The 21,428-nt window shown below is 51.3% G+C and carries 18 protein-coding genes; 9 read left to right on the top strand and 9 right to left on the bottom strand.

Annotated features, from left to right (window positions below; all coding sequences use genetic code 11):
• Positions 1-80: 80 nt before the first annotated feature.
• The 3 genes from IEX02_RS15730 (at position 81) to IEX02_RS15720 (ending at position 3,333) form a co-directional block, all read left to right on the top strand.
• Positions 81-863 carry an AraC family transcriptional regulator gene (locus IEX02_RS15730; protein WP_188697263.1) on the top strand — a complete coding sequence of 261 codons (783 nt, stop codon included), beginning with the start codon at positions 81-83 and terminating at the stop codon, positions 861-863.
• Positions 864-1,062: 199 nt separating this feature from the next.
• On the top strand, positions 1,063-1,677 hold the full coding sequence (locus IEX02_RS15725; protein WP_188697260.1) for a glutathione S-transferase family protein: 615 nt from the start codon (positions 1,063-1,065) through the stop codon (positions 1,675-1,677).
• A 183-nt stretch (positions 1,678-1,860) separates the two neighbouring features.
• Positions 1,861-3,333 carry a DUF3360 family protein gene (locus tag IEX02_RS15720; RefSeq protein ID WP_188697257.1) on the top strand — a complete coding sequence of 491 codons (1,473 nt, stop codon included), beginning with the start codon at positions 1,861-1,863 and terminating at the stop codon, positions 3,331-3,333.
• Between the two features lie 48 nt (positions 3,334-3,381).
• Here the strand turns inward: IEX02_RS15720 and IEX02_RS15715 are convergent, their stop codons facing one another.
• Positions 3,382-4,128: an SDR family oxidoreductase gene (locus tag IEX02_RS15715; protein ID WP_373285024.1), complete on the bottom strand. Its 747-nt coding sequence runs from the start codon at positions 4,126-4,128 to the stop codon at positions 3,382-3,384.
• A gap of 338 nt (positions 4,129-4,466) precedes the next feature.
• Here IEX02_RS15715 and IEX02_RS15710 point away from each other — a divergent pair, with 338 nt between their 5' ends.
• Complete coding sequence (locus IEX02_RS15710) at positions 4,467-5,789, top strand: LysM peptidoglycan-binding domain-containing protein (protein ID WP_188697251.1); 1,323 nt, start codon at positions 4,467-4,469, stop codon at positions 5,787-5,789.
• Between the two features lie 102 nt (positions 5,790-5,891).
• Here IEX02_RS15710 and IEX02_RS15705 read toward each other — a convergent pair whose 3' ends face one another.
• Genes IEX02_RS15705 through IEX02_RS15695 form a run of 3 tightly spaced genes read right to left on the bottom strand, consistent with a single transcriptional unit; the run spans position 5,892 to position 7,155 of the window.
• The gene (locus IEX02_RS15705) at positions 5,892-6,377 is read right to left on the bottom strand and encodes a pyridoxamine 5'-phosphate oxidase family protein (RefSeq protein ID WP_188697248.1); all 486 of its coding nucleotides are present in this window, start codon (positions 6,375-6,377) and stop codon (positions 5,892-5,894) included.
• 12 nt (positions 6,378-6,389) lie between these two features.
• The gene (locus IEX02_RS15700; RefSeq protein ID WP_188697246.1) at positions 6,390-6,845 is read right to left on the bottom strand and encodes a hypothetical protein; all 456 of its coding nucleotides are present in this window, start codon (positions 6,843-6,845) and stop codon (positions 6,390-6,392) included.
• 28 nt (positions 6,846-6,873) lie between these two features.
• Positions 6,874-7,155, bottom strand: a complete 282-nt coding sequence (locus tag IEX02_RS15695) for a hypothetical protein (protein WP_373285023.1) — start codon at positions 7,153-7,155, stop codon at positions 6,874-6,876.
• A 42-nt stretch (positions 7,156-7,197) separates the two neighbouring features.
• Between IEX02_RS15695 and IEX02_RS15690 the strand changes: the two genes are divergently transcribed.
• Together IEX02_RS15690 and IEX02_RS15685 are read left to right on the top strand one after the other, a co-directional pair.
• Positions 7,198-7,719 carry a TetR/AcrR family transcriptional regulator gene (locus IEX02_RS15690; RefSeq protein WP_188697242.1) on the top strand — a complete coding sequence of 174 codons (522 nt, stop codon included), beginning with the start codon at positions 7,198-7,200 and terminating at the stop codon, positions 7,717-7,719.
• Between the two features lie 6 nt (positions 7,720-7,725).
• On the top strand, positions 7,726-8,142 hold the full coding sequence (locus IEX02_RS15685; RefSeq protein ID WP_188697239.1) for a hypothetical protein: 417 nt from the start codon (positions 7,726-7,728) through the stop codon (positions 8,140-8,142).
• Positions 8,143-8,354: 212 nt separating this feature from the next.
• Here the strand turns inward: IEX02_RS15685 and IEX02_RS15680 are convergent, their stop codons facing one another.
• Both IEX02_RS15680 and IEX02_RS15675 read right to left on the bottom strand, forming a co-directional pair.
• Positions 8,355-9,632, bottom strand: a complete 1,278-nt coding sequence (locus tag IEX02_RS15680; protein WP_188697234.1) for an O-acetylhomoserine aminocarboxypropyltransferase/cysteine synthase family protein — start codon at positions 9,630-9,632, stop codon at positions 8,355-8,357.
• A 66-nt stretch (positions 9,633-9,698) separates the two neighbouring features.
• Entirely contained in the window at positions 9,699-11,606 is a 1,908-nt protein-coding gene (locus IEX02_RS15675) for a hypothetical protein (RefSeq protein WP_188697231.1), read from the bottom strand.
• Between the two features lie 273 nt (positions 11,607-11,879).
• On the opposite strand from IEX02_RS15675, the gene IEX02_RS15670 reads away from it, so the two are divergent.
• The gene (locus IEX02_RS15670) at positions 11,880-12,986 is read left to right on the top strand and encodes a DUF418 domain-containing protein (protein ID WP_188697228.1); all 1,107 of its coding nucleotides are present in this window, start codon (positions 11,880-11,882) and stop codon (positions 12,984-12,986) included.
• A 31-nt stretch (positions 12,987-13,017) separates the two neighbouring features.
• Here the strand turns inward: IEX02_RS15670 and IEX02_RS15665 are convergent, their stop codons facing one another.
• On the bottom strand, positions 13,018-13,572 hold the full coding sequence (locus tag IEX02_RS15665; protein ID WP_188697384.1) for a cohesin domain-containing protein: 555 nt from the start codon (positions 13,570-13,572) through the stop codon (positions 13,018-13,020).
• Positions 13,573-13,589: 17 nt separating this feature from the next.
• Positions 13,590-17,480 carry an ExeM/NucH family extracellular endonuclease gene (locus tag IEX02_RS15660; RefSeq protein ID WP_188697225.1) on the bottom strand — a complete coding sequence of 1,297 codons (3,891 nt, stop codon included), beginning with the start codon at positions 17,478-17,480 and terminating at the stop codon, positions 13,590-13,592.
• Between the two features lie 364 nt (positions 17,481-17,844).
• Between IEX02_RS15660 and IEX02_RS15655 the strand changes: the two genes are divergently transcribed.
• Entirely contained in the window at positions 17,845-19,176 is a 1,332-nt protein-coding gene (locus IEX02_RS15655) for a type 1 glutamine amidotransferase family protein (protein WP_188697222.1), read from the top strand.
• Between the two features lie 20 nt (positions 19,177-19,196).
• Here IEX02_RS15655 and IEX02_RS15650 read toward each other — a convergent pair whose 3' ends face one another.
• Positions 19,197-20,366, bottom strand: a complete 1,170-nt coding sequence (locus tag IEX02_RS15650; RefSeq protein WP_188697219.1) for a GGDEF domain-containing protein — start codon at positions 20,364-20,366, stop codon at positions 19,197-19,199.
• 109 nt (positions 20,367-20,475) lie between these two features.
• Between IEX02_RS15650 and IEX02_RS15645 the strand changes: the two genes are divergently transcribed.
• Complete coding sequence (locus tag IEX02_RS15645) at positions 20,476-21,330, top strand: alpha/beta hydrolase family protein (protein ID WP_188697217.1); 855 nt, start codon at positions 20,476-20,478, stop codon at positions 21,328-21,330.
• Positions 21,331-21,428: the final 98 nt, after the last annotated feature.

Here is a 21,428-nt window from a genome sequence, read left to right as displayed (position 1 = left end):
GAGGTGATAGTGTACGCTTGTCTTATTCGTTACATATATCGATAATCAGACAATATTCAGTTCAAACCAGACAAGATGCTATGCCCCAGGTACGACAACTGGCTGAAAGCTTGATTGCCCCGCCTAACCCTATGCAGTTTCGCTGCGAGGAATTTAAAGTCAGAACCGAGTTTAAACCGCATCGCCATAGCTGGGGGCAACTGATGTGGGTCACCTCGGGCATTATGGTATTGAATGTGGCCGGCCAGCGTTTTTTGGCCCCGCCTGAGTTTGTATTGTGGGCACCGGCAGGCTTGGAGCATTCCTGTTCCAACCGGGCACTGGCCCAGTGCCGGCTGATGGATATTAAAGCCGATTGGTGCAGCGCCCTGCCCCAGCATCCATGCCTGCTGTCGGTTAGCGCCATCTTTCGCGCTATTGTTGAAGACTTTTATCGCCGAAAACAGTATATCCCGGCCACAGAGCAAGACTTGAGGCTATGTCAGGTGCTGATCGATCAGTTATTGCAAGCACCCATTCAGCAAACCTACTTGCCCAGCAGCGAAGATAAGTACCTTTCGCCAATACTGCAGGAGCTGGAGCAGAACCCTGCCGATAACACTCCGCTGGCGGTCTGGGCCAGCCGGGTATTTACCACGGAAAGAACCTTATCGCGGCGCTGTAAGCAAGAACTGGGCATGTCATTTAGCGAATGGCGGCAACGCTTACGCTTTTTGCACGCCGCGTCGCTGCTGGAGCAAGGTAAAAGCATTCAGGATGTGGCACTGGATATGGGCTATAGCTCGTCTTCGGCCTTTATTGTGATGTTTCAGAAAATTGCCGGCACCAGCCCCGAGCGTTTTCGCCGCCTGGGCCAGGCCTGAATCCCATCTAATTGCAGCACTGGGCCTGGATACCTTCCAGCACCTTTGAAATTTATGTGTTCTTGTTAGTTTTGCTGCGTTACCCCTGGGTCAATCAAGCGATACCCGGTGTGGTTAAGCACCTTTTTTATCAGCCATCGGCTTATGTCGAAATCCCCCACCGCGAAACGACCAGTAAAAAACCAACAGGAGAAGAACCATGCAAATTTACTGGATTAAAGCCCAGGCCCCACTGCGGGTATTGGCCCTTTGCAAACATTTAGGTGTGCAGGCTGAATTTATTCACCTTGACCCCACCGATGGCAGTTTAAAAACCCAAGACTACGCCAAGCTGAATCCGAATAAGAAAGCGCCAACCCTGGTGGATGGCGAAACAGTGTTGTGGGAAGCCTCGGCCATTATGGTGTATTTATGCCAAAAGGCCGGTTCGGATATGTGGCCAGCTAACAACCCAGCAGAACAGGTGGAGGTAATTAAGTGGTTGTCCTGGAATGACTGCCACTGGATGGAAGCCGTGGGCAGTTGTTACTTTGAATATATCGTCAAACCTACCTTTAACTTGGGTCAGCCAGACCCGCAAGCCATTGAGGCGAGCTTACCGCTCTTGCATAAATACGCGGGAGTGTTGGAGCAGCACCTAAAGGGCCGGGACTATGTGGCCTGCGGGCGCCTCACCATTGCCGATTTTCAGCTCGCTTCCATGGCACGCTACTGGCAGGAGTCACATATGCCGATGCGGGATTATCCGCATATTCTGAGCTGGTTAAACAAGCTAATGCAATTGCCGGCCTGGGCCCAGCCCTGGCCACGATAAAAGTAACAACAGCACATATACCTCAAACCTGGCTGAATAAGAAGACGCTCGCAGGCTACTGAACACACCTATCGTCAACTCCAGGAATAACCGATATTTCTGGCCAGCCTACACCGAAGGTCTGATTGTCCTGGCCTGCTTCACTTTCTAGACTGCCCTCTTTTTCTCAGAGGGCATGCTTTCATGACGGATAGCAGTAGTACGTCTTATCAATCGCGGCATAAACCCAGCTCCGCATTTTCTTCCCGCAGCGAATACTTAGAGCATGAACTGCAAATTATGGCACCCCGCCGCTGGCGGCCTAACCTGCCCTTTCGGGACTATCGTATTGAGTTTGAAGACTTTGTGCCGGCCATGGCAGCCACTATCGGCAAAATTGTTATGGTGGCCGCCGTGGTGGGCGCATTTGCCGCACCGCTAGGCTTGTCTCAGGAATTTGTCATTGAGAATGCCCGTTTTGAAATGCTGATCGCGGCGGTATTGTTCGTGATCCTGATTTCCGGTTTTTTAAACCCTAATGCCAACCTGGCCGGTACTCATGGCCCACTGATCCCCTTAGTGCCTTTGATTGTCGCATCCGGCGGTCACCCTATGGCGCTGGGAATACTAATAGGGGTGTTCGGCTTTATTCTCGGCATAACCAAGGGCGGCAGTTTGCTGGCCAAGCTGACCAGTAACGGGGTCTGTGGGGGCCTGCTACTCTACCTCGGCTTTATCGGTATTACCTCGCAGATAACCAAGCTATACAACTGGGCGGAAAGCTTCGATATGGCCTATATCGCCTTTGTGGTGATTTTGTGCACCATATTGATGTACGCCTGGCTTGAACATATCAAAATGCGCTGGTTAGCCATTCCGCTGGGCTCCTGTCTGGCGGCGGTGATTGCCTTTGCTCTGGGCGCCCCTTTCGAATTTACCACCAGCCCCAGCATTCCCAATATGTCCCCGGCCTACTGGTGGGGTGAAGACACCGGCTGGCAACTGGGCTTACCTAACCTGCAAAACTTTATTGCGGTAGCGCCCTTCGCAGTGCTGGCTGTAGCCATGTGGTCACCGGACTTTCTGGGGCATAGGGTATTTCAGCAACTGAGTTACCCGAAAAAAACCGACAAAGTGCTGATGAATATTGACGACACTATGCTGTCTGCCTCGGCCAGACAGATTGTCGGCAGTGCTTTGGGCGGCGCTAACCTGGCTTCCTCCTGGGGAACCTATATTGTGCCAGCGGCCATTGCCCGCCGCCCCATCGCCGGCGGCGCCATTTTAACCGGCTTACTCTGTGTGATTGCAGCACTTTGGGGTTACCCCATGGACTTGGCGGTATGGCCACCGGTACTGAGTGTTGCACTGATTGTTGGTGTGTTTTTGCCGCTGCTAGAAGCGGGTATGCAAATGACCCGTGAAGGTAAAACCACCCAGTCAGCCGGGATTGTAATTTTCTCCTCGGCGCTGGTTAACCCGGTATTTGGCTGGTCGCTGACGGTGCTGCTGGATAATCTGGGTCTGATCGGTTGTAAGGAACGGGGAAAAGCCCTTGGCCATGCCGGACGCTGGATTATCCCGGGCATTACCTTTGCCATATTATGTGCCGTTATGGCGGCCATCGGTATGTTCCCCGGTATTCCGCCACTGGTTAGCTCATTCGCACACGGCTAACCTATGTAAATGCGCAGGCTAAGCGGCCTGCGCACTGTCCACCTAGGCTTAGCGTCCGCCAGCCACGTCCAATAAACTCCCCGTCATGTAAGCGGCACGTTCACTTAGCAAAAACGCGATCACCTCCGCCACTTCGACGGCCTGCCCACCACGCTTTAACGGAATGGCATTTTTTAGCCGCTCAAGACGGTTTGGCTCGCCGCCATCGGCATGAATATCGGTGTCGATAAACCCAGGTCTCACGGCATTCACGCGAATCCCCTGCCCCGCCACCTCTGCGGCCAGCCCCACAGTGAGTGTGTCCATGGCACCTTTGCTGGCAGCATAATCTACATATTCGTTGGGTGAGCCGTATTTTGAGGCGGCTGATGACACATTGACGATGGCACCGCCTTTTCCGCCAAACTCGCTGGACATACGCTTAACCGCTTCGCGACAGCATATAAAGGCGCTGGTTACGTTTGTGGTTAGAATATGATTAATACGGGCCGCGTCCATATCCACCAGTTTACTTTGGGTTTTAAGCACCCCCACGTTATTGACCAGCACCTTGATAGGGCCTAGTTGCTGATCAATTTGCGTAAACATGGCCACTACCTGCGCCTCATCGGCCACATCTGCCCGCACGGTTAACACTTGTGCACCTTTATCCCGCAGCTCTGTCGCCAGCGCCTCTGCCAGTGACGCTTCCTTTCGGTAGTTAAGGCAAAGATCATAGCCCTGTTCGGTCAGTACTCTGGCGGTCGCCGCCCCGATTCCCCGGCTGGCACCGGTAATTAATGCGATAGGACGCAAGCGCACCTCCTGCTTGTTTTATTATCTGGCTATTGTGAAGCCGCCAGGCTTTATCTGTCTACCCTGGCGCCTTGCTAAGCCATGGTAGTCCACCGCGACATACCCAGTGCATAAATAATCAACGCGACTGCAACAAAATGTAAAAAGTCGAACCTCCATTTAGCAGCGTTAACACAAACACCCCTGACTTTTGTTTTTAACATCATAATGTTATGAATAAAGTCAGGGGAAAAACACAGATATAAGCGGGTATTGCCAGCCCTTTTTCAGTATTCAGTTAAGCAGTAAAGCCATGCTATAGTCCGCCCTTCGCGTTTTTAAAGCGGTATGGAATTCTGATGTTAATCAAACGCTTAACTCTTCTTGGCTGCATGGGCTGGCTGTTGGCCGGCTGTCAAAGCACCGAAATAGCAAACGAGCCTGTCGTACAAACCAATACGCCTGCACCTCTGGTCCTCCCCCCGGCTCAAACTCCTGTAGTTACCCAGCCCGAGACCGTGGTACTCGGTCCGGCAGAAGTGGACGATGTGTGGCAACGTATCCGCATGCAAATGCAGATGCCAACGTCGCCACACCCCAAAGTAAAGGCCCGTATCGATTGGTACCTGCAGCATCCCAACTATATGCAGGTGATCAGTCAGCGTGCCACCCCGTTCTTGTTGCACATTGTTGAACAAGTAGAAGAACGAGGCTTCCCACTGGAACTGGCCCTGATCCCCCTATTTGAAAGTGATTTTAATATTAAGGCCTGCTCCAGTGAGCGCGCCTGTGGCTTATGGCAATTAACCCCCTTGATTGCCAAACATAATGATATTGATATTAACTGGTGGTATGACGGCCGTTTGGATGTGGTGGACTCCACAAAAGCGGCATTAGACTTCTTTGACTATTTACAACAGCGTTTTGATGGTAACTGGTTGCATGCGCTCGCCGCATACAATGCTGGCGAAGGCCGGGTGGCCAGAGCCATTGAAAAGAACAAACGCCAGGGTAAGTCCACCGAATTTTTTGCCCTGGATCTGCCCAGAGAAACCCGCCGCTATGTCCCAAAGTTGTTGGCCGCTGCGGCACTTTTGAAGAACGCCGAATCTTACGGCATGCATTTCCCCCCTATCCCAAATCAACAAGCGGTTACGCTGGTTGAGCTGTCACAACCCTTAGATCTCAGCGTTGTTGCCAGCCTTACCGGCATCACCAATCAACAGTTAGCCAGGCTTAACCCTGGCCACAAACGCTTTCCAGCCATGGCCAGAGGGGCAAACCACTTATTGATCCCGGCCGACAAGCAAGCCTTGTTTGCCAGCCAATTGGATAAGCTGCCGCCCATGGAAAACTACGACTGGCTGAAATATCGTATTCAACCGGGTGACAGTCTGAGTGTCATAGCCAAACGCTATGAGTTGAGGATCGAAGATATTAAGTTCTTGAATCAACTGAAGAGTAACAGGATCCGGGCCGGTAAAACCCTACTGCTGCCGGTACCCGCCAGCGCCGCCACGGCTACCGACGTTGCCAGTACCGTGCAATACCAGGTACAACGTGGTGATAGTTTATGGAAAATAGCCCGTCGCCACGGCGTTAAGCTTGAACAGCTAAAAAACTGGAATAACCTGAATGGCGATCGCATTGATCCGGGTAAGGTATTGATTATACGCCTGTAGGGCCAAGTCACAGGATGAATAGGCGCGACTGTTGCTATACAGCCGCGCCCAGGACGATAACCTGTCAATTCATCATCCTGGAAAAGAAGTTGAAAAGCCGGTTTAAAGCTTTTGGGTCATGGCACCAAGCTTAACCGGCTCCACCGTATGAAAGTGCAATTCCCTAACCTGGCACATGTCTTTCCACATCAAATCATAGCCCTTGGTAAAGGACAGCATATTTACCCGTTTAAACCAGCGCTGACATTCTTCTTCGCTGGCCTCTCTGCGCTCCCCCGCCTGCCCTTTCAACCTTAATGCCGGCCAGTTATCAAAGCCACCTCTGAGCAGCGACTTCAACCAGAACCAGCGTCCACTGTTCACCGCCAGCACACAAATATTAGCGTTGTGACTGAGATTGAGAGGTAACTGTCGGGTAAACTTCTCAAAGAACACGCCCTTACCTGGCTCGGTGAGTATCAAAGAGCCAATAGGCGTAACATGCGGCAGGCCATCCTCCCCTATGCTGGCAATGGCATAATGGGAGGAAGAACTAAAACTGCGGGCAAACATCCGTCTTATCTGCGGCCAGTCCTGATGAATATCCATTTTTGTTTCTCTCTATCGTCTTTCCAAATAAGGCCATTGTCTAAACAGACCGAAGGAATATAAGCCGCCGATAGCCAGACAAATAAGTGAACTCACCAGCATAAACACCGGGCGTTCCATCACCTGTTCAAAGAACTTATAGTCATCTACCGCCCATACAACCAGCCCATAAAGTCCGCGAAACAGGTAAACAAAACTGATTAAACACATGGCGGTACGCAATAAGGGTAAATGGCGAATCAGGCCGGCGGCACTAAAAGCGTAAGCGCCCCAAGCTCCCAGCACCGCGCTGATAACTAAGGTTACCAGCGCCGGGTAGCTACTGCCTTGCTCGGCCATTTGTGCCATTTGCTCACCGGCACCAAAAAAGCGATACCAATCTGGCCCACCCAAGATCACCGCCACATGGGTAAGCACAGCAAGTAAACTGGCACAGCCAGCCGCGATAAGTAATCCATTCTTGTTCATGGTCATTGCTGCTTACCCTCCATTTGGCTCAACGCTTTGTTTGTACCACAGTATTTGTTGGTGATGTGTTTTTTTTCATGCAGGCCAGAAACGGAATAACCCCGTCTTTCCAGCCCTGAATCAAGAATAACAACATCAACCCGCCAGGCAGCAGAACGGCCTTTAACACCGGACCAAGAATGTAGCTGTAGAAGAATAAAAATGGCAGGAACAGGCCATAACCCAGAATACGAACACAGAATGCTTTCATCATCTTCACCTTGAAATTGAGCGCGCTCATTAATATATTTTGAGCGCGCTCAATTTTCAAATAAAATGTGTTAAATCGCATGACGGCGCTCTGGAAGAAAAGATGGACAAGAAGCAGCAAACCCGTAAGCAAATTCTGGCTGCCGCCTGGCAACTCTTTGCTGAACAAGGCTATGCACAAACCAGTACCCGGCAGATAGCCATGGCCGCCCAGGTAGCCACAGGCACGGTGTTTTCTCACTTCCCCACTAAGCTGGAATTATTAAAAGAAGGTTTACAGGACAAACTGGACGAAACCCTGGCTTTGGCAAGTGGGACCGATACGCTGGATAACCCAAAAGACAGGTTGCTGCACTATGCTTGTTACCTCTACCAGTTTTACCTTGAACAACAAGAATTCAGCCGCGAGCTATTCAGAGAACTGATCTGGCAATGGCATGATCTGGAAGCGGAACTTGAGGCCTTCAAGCACACCCTGTTTTCCCGCAGTCACTTTAACCCTATCGCCGCCGGTTTGCTGATGGATTGCTACTTTATGACCCTGCTAGAAGGTTTGCATAGTCAGCAAAATCAGCAAACCATGCTCACTAACCTGCGTGACAAACTGGCCTTGATTGCACTCTAACCAAGTATGCTAGCCATCGATTTATTTTCTCTGCAACAGCACCAAGGCCACTACCAAGCGTGGCCCAAAACATCCTTGCTGTATTACAAAGGCCAGAATCTGGGCATACGTATTCCAGGCTATGTTATCGAGCAGCAATTTGCGCTTAAAGACTACTATTTACTGCTGGTTAACTGGGATTGTCCATTTGAGGAAGGTTGTGAGGTGATTGTGATAAGCAATGCATTGAAAGTCGTTGGTAAATATAGTTTCACGCCCTTCCTCAACAGCTATGCACTAAGCAGTATCAGCGAAACCACGACAAACCAGTTCCAACTGGTATTTAATCAAACAGAGATTTTTTCGCTGCGCATCAACTACCCCAAAACACATTGGTTTAGCCGCATTATCAAAGTCGAAAAAATCTCTCCAGATATCAGTTAAGTAAGCAACACGCCTTTTATTACCGGCACAGTATGTCTTCAGCTTCCTGATAAACAGCCTGGCTGGCAAAAGGCAGATTGCACAAGCCGCCTAACCAAAGCGCAGGCTGCATGCAGTATCAGCAAAGCCTCTTCTTTGCAGAGCTGCCAGCTCAAAATAGAGCTGGCAGTTATCCAAGGCAAATACTGGCCGTCGGCATTGTTCATTCGCGGTTACTGACCTACCGCATCCAACGCTTGCGCCACATCGGCAATAATATCGTCGATATGTTCAATACCCACGGAGATACGAATAAGATCGGCGCTGACACCGGCCTTTTTCAGCTCTTCGTCGTTTAACTGGCGATGGGTGGTTGAGGCAGGGTGACAAGCCAGGGATTTAGCATCACCAATATTGACCAGACGCAGGATCATCTGCAGCGCATCAATAAAACGTCCGCCGGCTTCTTTGCCGCCCTTAATCCCAAAACTCAGAATGCCGGATGCTTTACCGCCGGTGATTTTCTGACAAGTTGCCTGATAAGGGCTGTCTTCTAACGCGGCATAGTTCACCCAGGATACCTGTGGATGATCAGACAGATAACGGGCCAGTTGCACGGCATTCTCACAATGGCGATCCATACGTAGCCCCAGTGTTTCCAGCCCCTGCAGTATTTGGAAGGCATTAAAGGGCGAAATCGCCGCGCCGGTGTTACGCAGCGGTACCACACGGCATCGACCGATATACGCCGCCGGTCCCAGCGCCTCGGTATATACCACACCATGATAAGACGGGTCCGGCTCGTTCAACAGCGGGAAACGCGCCTTGTTACCCGCCCAGTCAAATTTACCTGAGTCGACAATAATACCGCCCACGGCCACACCATGACCGCCGATGTATTTGGTCAAAGAATGCACCACGATAGCCGCGCCCTGATCAATGGGACGGCACAAATACGGCGTAGCCACGGTGTTATCGACAATCAGCGGTACGCCATGGCGTTGACCTATCTCAGCCAGCTTCTGAATATCCACCACGTTACCGGCAGGGTTACCAATAGACTCACAAAACAGCGCCTTGGTGTTCTCGTCAATGGCATTTTCAAAGGCTTCATAATCATCGTGTGAGCACATACGCACTTCAATGCCCTGACGCGGGAAAGTATGAGCAAACAGATTGTAGGTGCCGCCATAAAGCTGGCTGGTGCTGACAATATTACTGCCCACTTCACACAAACACTGAATAGCATAGGTGATGGCCGCCATGCCCGAAGCCAACGCCAAACCACCAATGCCCCCTTCCATGGCCGCAACGCGCTGTTCCAGCACAGCGGTGGTAGGGTTCATAATGCGGGTATAAATATTGCCCTGCACCTTTAAATCAAACAGATCTGCACCATGCTGCGTGCTGTCAAAGGTATACGAGGTCGTTTGATAAATAGGTACAGCAGCGGCCTTAGTGGTGGCCTCTGATTCATAGCCGTGATGCAAGGCCAGGGATTCCAGCTTCATGCTCAACTCCTTGTAGAGAGGGGTAAAAGATAAAGGCGGTAGAAGTTTGTCTACCGCCTTGTCGGGTTAGTTTGGTTTGTCTATGTCGTTAGCATCCTGACCATTCTGCGCTGCGCCCTCTTCTATGCGCTTCGCAGCCCCGGCTTCTTCTAGTTTTTGTTGTTGTTCGTTATCCAGCATGGGCGCCCGGGACGCCTGATTGACCTGATAAATGGTATCGGCATTATGCAAGTCTTTCTCATTGGTAATAGAGGCAATGGCTTCACGGCCGCGCAGGAAGCCTTTAATCTCCCTGACAATAGTATCCAGTTCCTCGCCGTTTCTGGACAGGCTCAATACATAGCGCGGCATCTCCAGATTACGAGTGCCACTGGTGGCGAAGGTAGAGGTGGTGATCCTGGAGGTAATGATCCAGGGTGTAATTGAGCTTCTCACCACCACGTTCTCTGAGCGGGTAGAATCATGAATAGCCATACCGGTAGATATCTTACTCTCGGTATAAGTACCTTCGGTTTTCATCCACATCAGCAAGCTGGAAAACTGCATTTCAGACCAGAACAGATGAGTTCCCCGTTCCAGAATGCGTCCACCGGCCAGCACCGTTTGCCAACTGAAAAACAGCACAATAGCGGAAGACGCCAGCACGCCAAGTTCAGATAATACCGCCATGGCCTGACTGTCTGACATGCGGCCAAGGTCCTGCATACGCTCACTGGCAAAGGCATAGATCTCGTAGGCACTACCGACCAGGAAATAAAACAACACCGCAGCCACCACCAACAGCGCCTGGCCAACGATAGTAGACAGCAAACGGAAGCGCTTAAAGGTTGGGCTGTATTCCATTTCATGAACCTCAGGCTGAGTTTCAATTAACAGTTGCCCTTTAAAGTTGCCTTTACCCTGGCTTTGCTCTTGCAGTACAGGTTCAAAACCCTGATAGATACGGTTGGGAATCTCTTTGTAGCGGCGATTGGCCAATACAATATTTTCAATATTGATAAAGACTTCATTTGGGTGCACCGACTCCTGCATATTCTCGCGGAACTCCGCCACTTCGGTTTTGGGTTGCGCCAATATAAAGCGCTCTTTAATCATCAGCGCGGATACGGCGATCACAGCCAGACTCACCACAAATAACAGCGCCAGATTTCCCCAGGCACTGAAGACAATGACGTTATCAAACCACAGCGCTAAATCACTGCGGGTTGAGGGGCTGAACTGAGAATACAAATAACCCAGTCCTACCGGCACCACAATGGCGATAACCAGCAACTTGGCAATACTGGTAGCATTTTTACTGTGCAACTTACGGTTGCGCGCCGCCACCAAAGACCCAGCCATACTGCGCCAAGCCATAATCAGGTAAAGCAGTAAAAGCACGGACAAAACCGGTGTGATCAATATCCCGGCCTCACCCACCAGGCCAGACACAGAAACAAAATAGGCCACGGCAAAGACCACCAGCGCCATGACACTGGTCACCACCAATCCGCCCAGTTCCTGTACAAAGTTACGAATAGGGTAAGGGGTAAAAATTAACTTAGGCAGCAAGGTGTGGATCAGCCTGGCAGTCCAGCCAAGGGGTTCCTTGAAGGTGGAGTTTTTGCGTCCCATCAGCATGGACTCCAGTTCTTCGGCACGATATTCGGTAAATGCGCGTTCTTCCTGGGCATTCTCCCGTTCGCTGGGATTTAAATTCTGTGCCAGAGACGTTGGTACTGAGCGACCAACAAAATACTTAAACATCTGGAACAACCCAACACCGGCTTGTTGTAGGCCCCAGATCAGCAATACCAGTCCCAATCCCGCATTTAACCAGGCTTTCACCATGTCCTGCTTAAGCGCGTCGCTGATGCCAAGTAACGGCACTATCGCCAAAATACAGATAAGCAATCCACCAACTAACTTGGTGAAACCTTCAAACTTAAAGGGGTTCTTGATCCCCAGCGTATTGGCGCCAAAATCGTATGCCATATTCCTGTCTCGCGAAAAACAGAGCCGGGGGGCCGGCTCATATATTGAAAGGTACACTGTGCCGGAGCTTCAGCTTTTCCGACAGTACCCATTTACGCCAATAAATTCAATAGGTTGTCTATAAATTAAGGGCATGAACAGATAACTTGAAGCGCTTGGTGCCAAGAGATGCACAACACTTGTACAGACAGTCTAGAGCCTTTTACATTTATCTCACGGTTTACCTTGTACTTTCGCGCTACCCTTATGCTGGATACTTCAAGGAAGCATGTAATGCAAAGCAGAAATCAGGGATTCGATCTTGCCAGGGCATTTGCCCTGTTTGGTATGGTTATCGTCAATTTCAAATTGGTGACGGGTGCCACCACCGGCGATGCTCAGTGGCTCTATCTTAGCAGTTTGCTGGAAGGACGCGCCGCTGCGTTATTTGTTGTGCTGGCAGGTATTGGCCTGGCCTTTATTAGTGCCAAAGCAAGACATAACGACTCAGTGACAATACGACGTCAGGTGCAGAAGGAGATCTTCACACGAGGCTTATTGCTATTGATTATCGGTCTTGCCTATCTGCCGGTTTGGCCGGCCGATATCCTGCATTTTTATGGCTGCTACTTTATGTTGACGGCCTTGGTCTGTTTCACTCCCGACCGACGCTTACTGAAACTGACGATAGCCCTGGTGCTGCTGTTCCCTTTGATGCTTTTACTGCTGGACTACGACCGTCACTGGGACTGGACCACCCTCACCTATCACAATATGTGGAGCTGGGATGGCTTGTGGCGACGTATTCTGTTTAACGGCTTTCACCCTGTTATTCCCTGGCTGGCGTTTTTGTTGTTCGGGCTATGGCTGGGCAGACGCGCCTGGTACAAGCCGGCCACCCAAAAGGTATTGCTACTACTGGGTATCAGTTTATGGGGCGCTGCGGAAGGTCTGTCCTGGCTGGGCTCCCTGTTACTGAACAGCGTTATTGCCGATCCTCAGGCACTTACGGAGGCAAGTATCTTGGTCAGCACGGATATGATACCGCCACTGCCCTTATATATGCTGTCGGCCAGTGGCAGTGCCCTGGTGGTAATTTGCCTGTGCCAGCATCTGGCAAGTTGGGCGCCACGCCTTTGTGCTCCCCTGGTAAAAACCGGACAAATGGCCCTTAGCCTGTATGTCGCCCATGTCATTATTGGCATGGGGACGCTGGAAGCGCTGGGAATGCTGGGGAGTCAATCTATTGAGATAGCGCTGCTCGCCGCAGGCATATTTTGTCTGTTTGCGGTGCTGTTTAGTTTTATTTGCTTGCGCCTGTTCGACCGTGGTCCTCTTGAATGGTTGTTCCAGCGTATGTTGCACAGCTTGTCCAAGGCACACACAAAAAACCCCGCCTAAGCGGGGTTTTCATCTACTTCAGCGCGTTATTTTAAGCGCGGCGACGTACACCGGCTAACCCCATTAAGGCCAGCAGCATCAGTGCCAATACGCTAGGCTCAGACACCACACTGGCATCTGCAACATTCACGCTGGACAGGGAGCCAAAACTCGCCTGCACATCCTGATTATTGATATCGCCAAATACTGTGTCAGGTCCGCCCAAACCGAAGCCGAACACGCCAGATTTAACGGCTGTAAAACTGAACTTAGCAATAGTCTGCACGGCATTGCTACCTATACCAGTAAAGTCCCAATCGACAAACGCCAGGCCACGCCCCAGGGCATTGGCTTCATCGGTTAACATCCAGGGCCAGGAGAAGGCGTCCCCCAGCTCAGAGCCGAAGGTCGACACATAGGCAAAGGCGCTATTGTCAAACAACAAGTCGAACTGGAAAGACGTAATATCGGCCAGATTCTCACCTGTCACAGTGACCGTGACTTCATCACCCACTTGATAGTTAGTTTGGTCTGTTGTCACATTGATTATGGCGGCCTGGACATTCAGGCTCATCAATAGCCCCATCAGGGCAATCAGCTTTTTCATGGTTTACTCCTTACTATTTATTCAGTGGCACAGCCAGTACGAGTACAAAGTTGGCGCAGCATTTGTGCATCGCGAACGTTGACGATACCGTCTTGGTTTAAATCAAATGACATATCGATATCCTGTTTGGCAGCCAAAGCACGCAGCAGGCCGGTCATATCCAGGCGATCCACATCGCCGTCGCCGTCAAAGTCACCGGGTACAGGCGGTGGCAACAAGTTCAGGCTCACCAGCACAGGATCATGGTCAGACACTCTGTAGGTATTGGCTGCATAAAACTGTGGATGGTTGTACTGGGTGTCATAGTCCAGAGCGCGTGGCTCATCAGCATTGATATGCCAGGCCATAGCATCCACTACCTGCTCGGCTAAGGCATCGCTACCTATAGCGTGGTCCAGATACCCCATCTCACCGCCAAAGGCATAAGTGTAGGCTTGTGCACCCACATGGGTTTCCATCAGATTGGTAAAGCCGTTGCCGGTAAAGGCACGGATAGGATCTTCTTTGGCGTAAGCATTCAAATCGCCAATCACCAACTGATTGGGGTTAGCACTTAACTCCTCGTCTTGCGCCAGCCAGTCAATCAGGGCCTCAGACTGCGCCATACGTCTGGCGTTGTAACAACCCTGGCCGTCACCCTGATCGCTGTCGGCACCGCTAGCACCGCCACAGCCTTTAGATTTGAAGTGATTCACCACCACTGTCAGCTCCGCACCGTTTTCTGCCAAAGCAAAACGCTGTGCCAGCGGCGGACGGCTAAACACACTGCTGTTATTCAGACGGCTGGCCCCTTGCAGGCTAACCACGGCAGGCTTGTACAACAAACCTACGGCAATTTCATCACTACCAATCTGGCTGACGCCAGGATTGACGTAAGCATAATGCGCCTCACCCAGATAATTGTTCAGTGCAGCAGTTAACTGAGCAATGGCGCTGCTTTGGCCATAACCGTCATTTTCAATTTCCATCAGGCCAATCACATCGGCATCCATCGCCGCCAATGCCAGTACCAATTTGTCCAACTGACGCTGATACTCATTAAGGTCATCGGCACCACGGGCTGTGGGGAATCCGTTACCCTGACCATCACCATTAAAGAAGTTCAGCACATTGAGACTGGCCACAGTGACATTCCCCTGCGCCAACTCAGGGCGCTCGGTTCTGGCATTGCTGTGTACAAAGGTGGGATCCTGAGCCGGGATAATACGGTAAGCATTGAAGCTGTAATCCATATTGCCGACCAGCGCCGTTACGCTATCACCAGTACGCAGCGTATTTTGGGCAGACAACCCTCCGGTTGGATAGATTACCGGGTTAGGGTTCTGGGCACTGATAGTGTCATCCAGTGTAATGCGGTTGCGCTTATTGCGCTCTGCCAGGGCAATGGCTTCTGCCGTGCCAGGCACATGTACGTTGGTAGGTATATAGTTTCGGCCATTGCCCAAACCTACGTCACCGTAACGTCCCAGGTTGTAGTTGTCGTTAACTGTCAGTACGTGGCTGAAGTTAACCAGCATGCCCTCGAAAGACTCAGGCTGCGCGGTATCCTCAAATGGCAAGCTGATGGTCAGCGGCTCAACGGTCGCAGTACCGCAATTCAGCGGCTCGGCGTCCGCCGTCAGTTGGGTTCTACTGAAGAATTCGGTTACGCTTCCCTTAACCCGAACCACGCTGCCGACCGCTGGCAGGTTAGCGTCGCTGCCCTGGTAGACAAAAATACCTTCAGAGGTGGTATTGTCGTTATCCCACTGGCTGCTCTCTTCCTGAACGAAGTAGCCACGCAGGTTTGGCACCGCGTTGGTCACTATCCCTTCAATGACTTTGCTTTGATCCTGCATGGGTGACGCTGCACCATTGCCCTGGATTGCACTGATCAGGGTGGCCTCATCACCACACAGGCCAATATCACCACCAGGCTCTCCACCTGTGTCACCGTTGTGACTGCCCAGGTCAGAAAATACGTTGGTGCCCAGATTCAACCATTCCTGATTGTAATCAAAGGCGTCTGAGGAGTCCGTATCGCCACTGACAATCTCGGCTTTACGCACCAGCGTGACATCTGCAGCAAAAGTCTGGCTGTTACCAACCTGACCGAAACTGTCAACCAGTTGGCCATTTTTACGCAGTTCCAGTACATCGTTACCGTTGAAATAGGTCACGGTCGCGGTGGTATCCGCCACAGCCAGAATTTCAGCATTAGAGCCTGAGTTGGCAATAACGTATACCGCACCTGGGGCCAGGGCTCCCTGCAGATCCAGTCGGTTTCCGGCGTTAGTTGAACCATTGGCATACAGCAACACCTGATAACCAGCTAGGTCCAGACTTTCGCCCGAGGCATTAAACAGTTCAATGGCCTTGTTGTTACCGCCTGCACCTTCAACATATTCAGAGAAGATCAGGCCAGCTTCACCTGGGGTTGGCTCGTCAGGATCGCCACCGCCATTGTCGCCGCCACCGTTATCACTGTCACAGTTCTCAGCGCTGTACACCAGCTCAACCCACTCCGGATGGTCGATAAAGGGGTTTCTGTTACCCTGGAATTCATAAATGGCGCTGTTGCGATCTTGCTCTATGCTATCCACCGGGTCAGCATTGTGCCATTCAATCAAACGACACAGCTTACCCAAAGCGGGTTCACCCGGGCCGGTCAGTCTGTCAACCAGTTGCAAGTCTGGCGTCACATCGGCGCCTTCATAACGAGTGTCCATATAGAACATCATTCGTGCCACATCACCCTTAACCGCATCTCTGGGTTCAAAGGAGTCACTGTCAACGCGGTTTTGCGGCGCTTCACTCAATGGCGCATCGCTGGCGTCAAAATCCAGATTGCCGCGCGACGCATTCACCGAAATATCGGTGGGACGTAAATGGTGAATATCCGTGTACGCCTCAAAAGACTGGCTGTTAAAGCCATGGCTCTTCGGCCATACGTGCTCGCGGTTCCAGTTATCTGGGTTGCTGCTCTGGCTGCCGCTACCGTTGCTGGATTTAGCAAGAGAAGTGCCTTTGTATAATAAGGTCACATTGTTGCTGTTTTGCGGGTCTTCATCGGTAACCGTCAGGGCAGTCCACACTTGGGCATAGCTTAATACGCGATGATCAACGCTGATGGTGTCGTTCAACAACGCTTTGACTTCACCAGCACTATCGCTGCCGTTGCTGATGGCGGTCAGTACCTGGCCATAGTACTCACTGTCGTTGAACAGGGTGGCATCAGCCACTTTGCTCAGATCCGGACAGTTAAAGCACACACTGCCGTCAATCACATCATCCTCACCGCCGGTATCGCCACCATCACCGCCATCGCCGGGATCTGTCTCAGGGCCGAAGGATTTCAGTGGGAAAGGATTGCCAGCACTGGCGTTACTGCTGATGCCATCCAGGGCATTAGTGCCACTGAATGTCCAACTGGCTAGCGCAAAAGCGTCGCCGTCTGGGCCGGTGTTGGCAACGCGGTATGCCCATCCATCCAGGTAATCCCACGCCTGACCGGTACCATCTACATTCACCTCACCAAAGGTATCCACCACGGCGCCATCACAGAACAGCTCAATGGCGTCATCGCCATTGATAGCGGCATAGCCGGAGGTAAAATCCGGTGCGAAGCCAAAGAAACTGGTAAATCCGGCGGACTCAGAAGCCAGGTATAAAAAAGTACCTGCGCTAACCGCTTGAGCAGGAAAGGTAAACTCCTGGCCATCTGTGCCGTCACCATTATTGGCAAAGCCAACACCACATTGGCTGAGGTCTTCAATGTCTTGGGCCACATAAAGTTCAACGGCCTTAGGAATGCCTCCGGTCAGCGGGCCGTCAATAACACCGGTCAGTACGATAGAATCAGCAGGTGCTGCGACTGCCTGCATCGACGCCAGCACGGCAACAGATAGCAGGGTTAGTTTTGTTTTCATTGTCCTTCCTTTCACAAAGTGTTGAATGGTGTTTGTTAGTTTGCTTTCCCATGCCAGGGTCAGCGCAATAAACTTATCCAATTCTGTGCTTTGGTATAAAAACAGGAAGACGTCATAAAAATTCATAACTTCTTGTACATATACATTTATAATCAATAGGTTATGACTTACAGGTAATATTACTTATTGGCTTGAGTAAGAATATACTGGCCAGGCATTGAACAAATTAAGAACAGTGAGGCTAAATTTCGTGATGAGATCGGCAAATGACAGTGACATGACACAAAAGTGCGAGAATTCAGCAATTATGACAGGCCAGGGTTTTCAACATCCGCTCGGATCATTTCTCCTGCTAATCTTTGCTTTGGCGATAAGTCTTTCATGCTATGCCCAGCAGACCACCGAGACCCCATGGCAGGAGGTTCAGGGCGATAAATATCAGTTGTTGCTGTTGGGGAAAGACGCCTCCACCTGCCTGCCTGACTCAGGCTGCAACCAGAAGGCGTCACAATTCTCGGCCCATCGATTATTTGTGGAGATGGCCAAGTTCAGGCAAGCTGGCGATGGAACTAAACCCAATATAGGTATAGTCACCGCTGGCAGTGACAAACCGCTCACCGAAGCAGCTCGCTATATGCAGTGGTTTGAACAATTGGGGGCGACCCCCATTTGGCTACCACTGAGTGCAGATTACCAACAGGCCCTTGTACTTGAGCAGCAAGGCCTGCAAGGCTGTGCCCAGTTTAACCATCCAAATGTAGCCCAAGCAGCCTTGTCGCCCCTCCATCAACAACGTTATCAGTTGTGCCGCTCCCCCGAGCAGTTGCAACAGACGCTGCAATCTTTGCAAGGTTTATATATTGCTGACGGCAATGTACTGCGCGCCGTACAGGGGTTTTTCCAACCCGATGGCGCTCCTGGCCCCATGCTCATGACCCTGCGTCGTATGGTACAAAGCGATCGTCTGGCGGTAGCCGCCTCTGGTGAGGCCATACGTTTATTATCGGGTGGCCAACACGAAGACCGTCCCGTTCCCATGTTGGTGGGCGGCGACACAGTGCAGGCATTTCAAAACGGTGCCTTTGCCGTTCCGTTGGGATGCGAGAATATCTCGGTTTGCCTAGAACTCGCCGCGGATAACTTAAGCTACTTGTCCCAAGGCGGTCTGGGATTGTTTAACTTGGGCATTGTCGACACCCGTTTGTCCGAGCAGGATGGTCAGGGCAGATTGGCACTGCTGGCGATGCATACCGGCACACGTTTTGGCATAGGTTTAGATAAGCAGGCCGCCCTATTGGTGGGGTGGCGCAATCAGTCCATTGCGTTAAGGATAGCGGGACGGGGCGGGGTATTTATTGTGGATAGCGCCCAGGGTATCTACAAGCTACAAGGTGGAAAACGACAACTGGTGGCCATGAGTCACTATCTCAATCCAGGGGACACGGCCAGTTATCAGTTCGCTCAGCAAAACTGGCAGTTTAGCCTGACCAAACAGCCCGTCAGCAATCAGCCATCATCAGGGTTGTGGCGCACAGAGTTAGACAGCCATTGTGGCACGCAAACCCCGCTGCGCTGGCAACAGGGAGCGCTCGCTATCGTCGCGATGCCAAGCGAAGACAGTCGTTTTAGTCATACCGCGGACCAGACCTTAAGGCCTTGCAGCTACCACGATCTCCCCTTTGGCATAGAAAACTAATCCAAACACATGCTGCCGGGCTAGGCCATTGCCAGGTTGCCCTGCCCGGCCAGTTCAACCCGGTTTTTACCCTGGCGCTTAGCCTGATACATGGCTTTGTCGGCTCGTTGAATGGCATGCTCCAGATCATCAAAGTCTTTAACGGCGCTTACGCCGATGCTCATACTTAAAGCACGGCACACCGGCGTATCCTCAGGCACTATTGCTGCCACACTGGCCCGCATTCGTTCGGCAACCTGCATGGCTTCGTCAATATGGGTATTAGGGATAAGAATCAGAAACTCTTCTCCGCCAAAGCGCACCAATACATCCTCGGCCCGCACAATACTTTTCAGTGTGTCGGCTACCAGACGGATGGCCATGTCGCCCTCGGCATGGCCGAACTCATCATTTAACGCCTTAAAGTCGTCAATATCAGCCAGAATCACGCAAATAGAAAACTGATATCGTTTAGCAGAGGAAAACAGACTAGTGGATATACGTTTAAAGAAACGCCGGTTTTTTAAACCGGTTAGATTGTCGGTATAGGCTTCGTCTTTAAGCTTGGCAATCAGATCATAGATATAGCTCATGGCCACACCGGCAAACAACAAGCACTCCAGGGCCAACGTAAACAAAGTGGCCATGGCCAGTAAGCCACCAAAGGGCTGACCGGCATAAGCATAGATTGGCATCACCACCAGTACCATCAACCAGATCAACAGTAAGGTTATTTGCATCAGACGATCGCCACCATTGTGGGCTGCTCGCCGGGCAAACAAAAACTGCTGGGTAAGCAGTAACGGCACCGTATGGTTAATAAAGGCAAACAGTTCGCGGGTACCGTCCCAGTAGCCCTGACGCCACAGCCACCATTGCAGGCAGGTAAACAACAAAAGGTGAGTCGCAACCCACATAGCCGCACGACCATTCAGCGGCGCATTAAACCTAAGCCTAACCCCCTGATAAAAAAGATAAAATGCGGCCAGCAAAAACAAGTTTACCGTTAGTACCGACAAGCCCCAGAATCCCAGGTAACGTAAGCAAAGACCTGCGTAGGCCAGATAGCTCAGTACAAAAGAATATTGAAAGCACAGTAGCGCCCGGTGCTGGTGACGTTTGGGCTGTTTAGGCAGCACAAAAATAAACAGATAAAACGCCAGGGTCGCAATCGTCAGAATAGCGAAATTAAAGGCAACGGATTGCACCATAGTCTGTCCGGTTATGAGTTACTTCTACATTATGTTCATATCGCCGCGACGTTGCCAGTTTGCTGCGGCTCTGGTTCAATGCAGTAATAATCAGAAAGGTGGTTGTTCCATGGATGTGTGGCTAATTTTCCCTCTCTTGTTGGTTTTACTAACCCTGGCTTTTTATGCCTTGTCTTTTATGTTGTTACAGTGGCGGGTCAGCCGTCATTACAAGATGACCGGAGGGCACTATGCCACCATGGGCACGCTGGGCAGTTTACTGTTTGTCTGGCAAATCGTACGCACCGTCACAAAACTCAGTTGGTATCTGCTGACAAAAAATCGCAAAGGCCTTCACCCGCTAAGGCCTGGCAATGGTAGCAAGGTGCTGCTAGTACATGGCCTACATATGAACGGTAACTGTTTTTGGGCGTTTCGTCAGTATCTTGAACAAGCAGGGTTTCGTACCTACAGCATTAATCTGGGTAAACCCTATATTCCGGTAGAGCGCTATGTACAACGCCTGCACAAGGTGCTGCACAACGTCGCCGATGGCGGTAAGGTACATCTGGTTGCCCACTCTATGGGCGGTTTGGTGATTCGTATGTTGCTTACCCAACACCCTGAGGATGCCAAACTCATCGCTTCGGTTGCCACCCTTGGTACGCCACACAAAGGCACCGCCATAGTTGGTGACTTCGCCCTGCCCTGGTTAAAACAGCTTTTCCATCCGGCAAGCCCAGACCTGCATGCTTTACCGGATATGACACAACTGGCACCAGGGCTCCCCCTGATGACGCTTGGCTCGCGCAACGATCTGGTGGTTTACCCGCTGAAAAATGCCATGCAGCCAAACGCCCGGCAAGTAAAGCTGTTCGCTGTCAGTCATATTGGCTTGCTTTGCGAGACCAGAGTAATGCGTAAGGTGCTGCAATGGCTCCAGGCTCAGCAGGTTAGCGAGAAAGCGGCCATTACAAACCAATAAGAATGCGAGTTTTCTGTCAGGCGCTGCGCCTTTTGCTTCGGGCAGGCCTTTCTATATTGGTTGATTGGTGGTGTCTTCGCGGCGCCCTGACCTCAATG

The sequence above is a fragment of the Bowmanella pacifica genome, from assembly GCF_014645355.1.
In the GTDB taxonomy this organism is placed as follows: Bacteria; Pseudomonadota; Gammaproteobacteria; order Enterobacterales; family Alteromonadaceae; genus Bowmanella; species Bowmanella pacifica.
This window is presented reverse-complemented; position numbering and strand designations above follow the sequence as displayed.

Excerpts from the sequence above, each read along its gene's own strand:
- IEX02_RS15660 (WP_188697225.1), bottom strand. The coding sequence starts at position 17,480 with ATGAAAACAAAACTAACCCTGCTATCTGTTGCCGTGCTGGCGTCGATG.
- IEX02_RS15665 (WP_188697384.1), bottom strand. The coding sequence starts at position 13,572 with ATGAAAAAGCTGATTGCCCTGATGGGGCTATTGATGAGCCTGAATGTC.
- IEX02_RS15680 (WP_188697234.1), bottom strand. The coding sequence starts at position 9,632 with ATGAAGCTGGAATCCCTGGCCTTGCATCACGGCTATGAATCAGAGGCC.
- IEX02_RS15675 (WP_188697231.1), bottom strand. The coding sequence starts at position 11,606 with ATGGCATACGATTTTGGCGCCAATACGCTGGGGATCAAGAACCCCTTT.
- IEX02_RS15730 (WP_188697263.1), top strand. The coding sequence starts at position 81 with ATGCCCCAGGTACGACAACTGGCTGAAAGCTTGATTGCCCCGCCTAAC.
- IEX02_RS15645 (WP_188697217.1), top strand. The coding sequence starts at position 20,476 with ATGGATGTGTGGCTAATTTTCCCTCTCTTGTTGGTTTTACTAACCCTG.
- IEX02_RS15705 (WP_188697248.1), bottom strand. The coding sequence starts at position 6,377 with ATGGATATTCATCAGGACTGGCCGCAGATAAGACGGATGTTTGCCCGC.
- IEX02_RS15690 (WP_188697242.1), top strand. The coding sequence starts at position 7,198 with ATGGACAAGAAGCAGCAAACCCGTAAGCAAATTCTGGCTGCCGCCTGG.
- IEX02_RS15710 (WP_188697251.1), top strand. The coding sequence starts at position 4,467 with ATGTTAATCAAACGCTTAACTCTTCTTGGCTGCATGGGCTGGCTGTTG.
- IEX02_RS15685 (WP_188697239.1), top strand. The coding sequence starts at position 7,726 with ATGCTAGCCATCGATTTATTTTCTCTGCAACAGCACCAAGGCCACTAC.
- IEX02_RS15670 (WP_188697228.1), top strand. The coding sequence starts at position 11,880 with ATGCAAAGCAGAAATCAGGGATTCGATCTTGCCAGGGCATTTGCCCTG.
- IEX02_RS15700 (WP_188697246.1), bottom strand. The coding sequence starts at position 6,845 with ATGAACAAGAATGGATTACTTATCGCGGCTGGCTGTGCCAGTTTACTT.
- IEX02_RS15650 (WP_188697219.1), bottom strand. The coding sequence starts at position 20,366 with ATGGTGCAATCCGTTGCCTTTAATTTCGCTATTCTGACGATTGCGACC.
- IEX02_RS15725 (WP_188697260.1), top strand. The coding sequence starts at position 1,063 with ATGCAAATTTACTGGATTAAAGCCCAGGCCCCACTGCGGGTATTGGCC.
- IEX02_RS15720 (WP_188697257.1), top strand. The coding sequence starts at position 1,861 with ATGACGGATAGCAGTAGTACGTCTTATCAATCGCGGCATAAACCCAGC.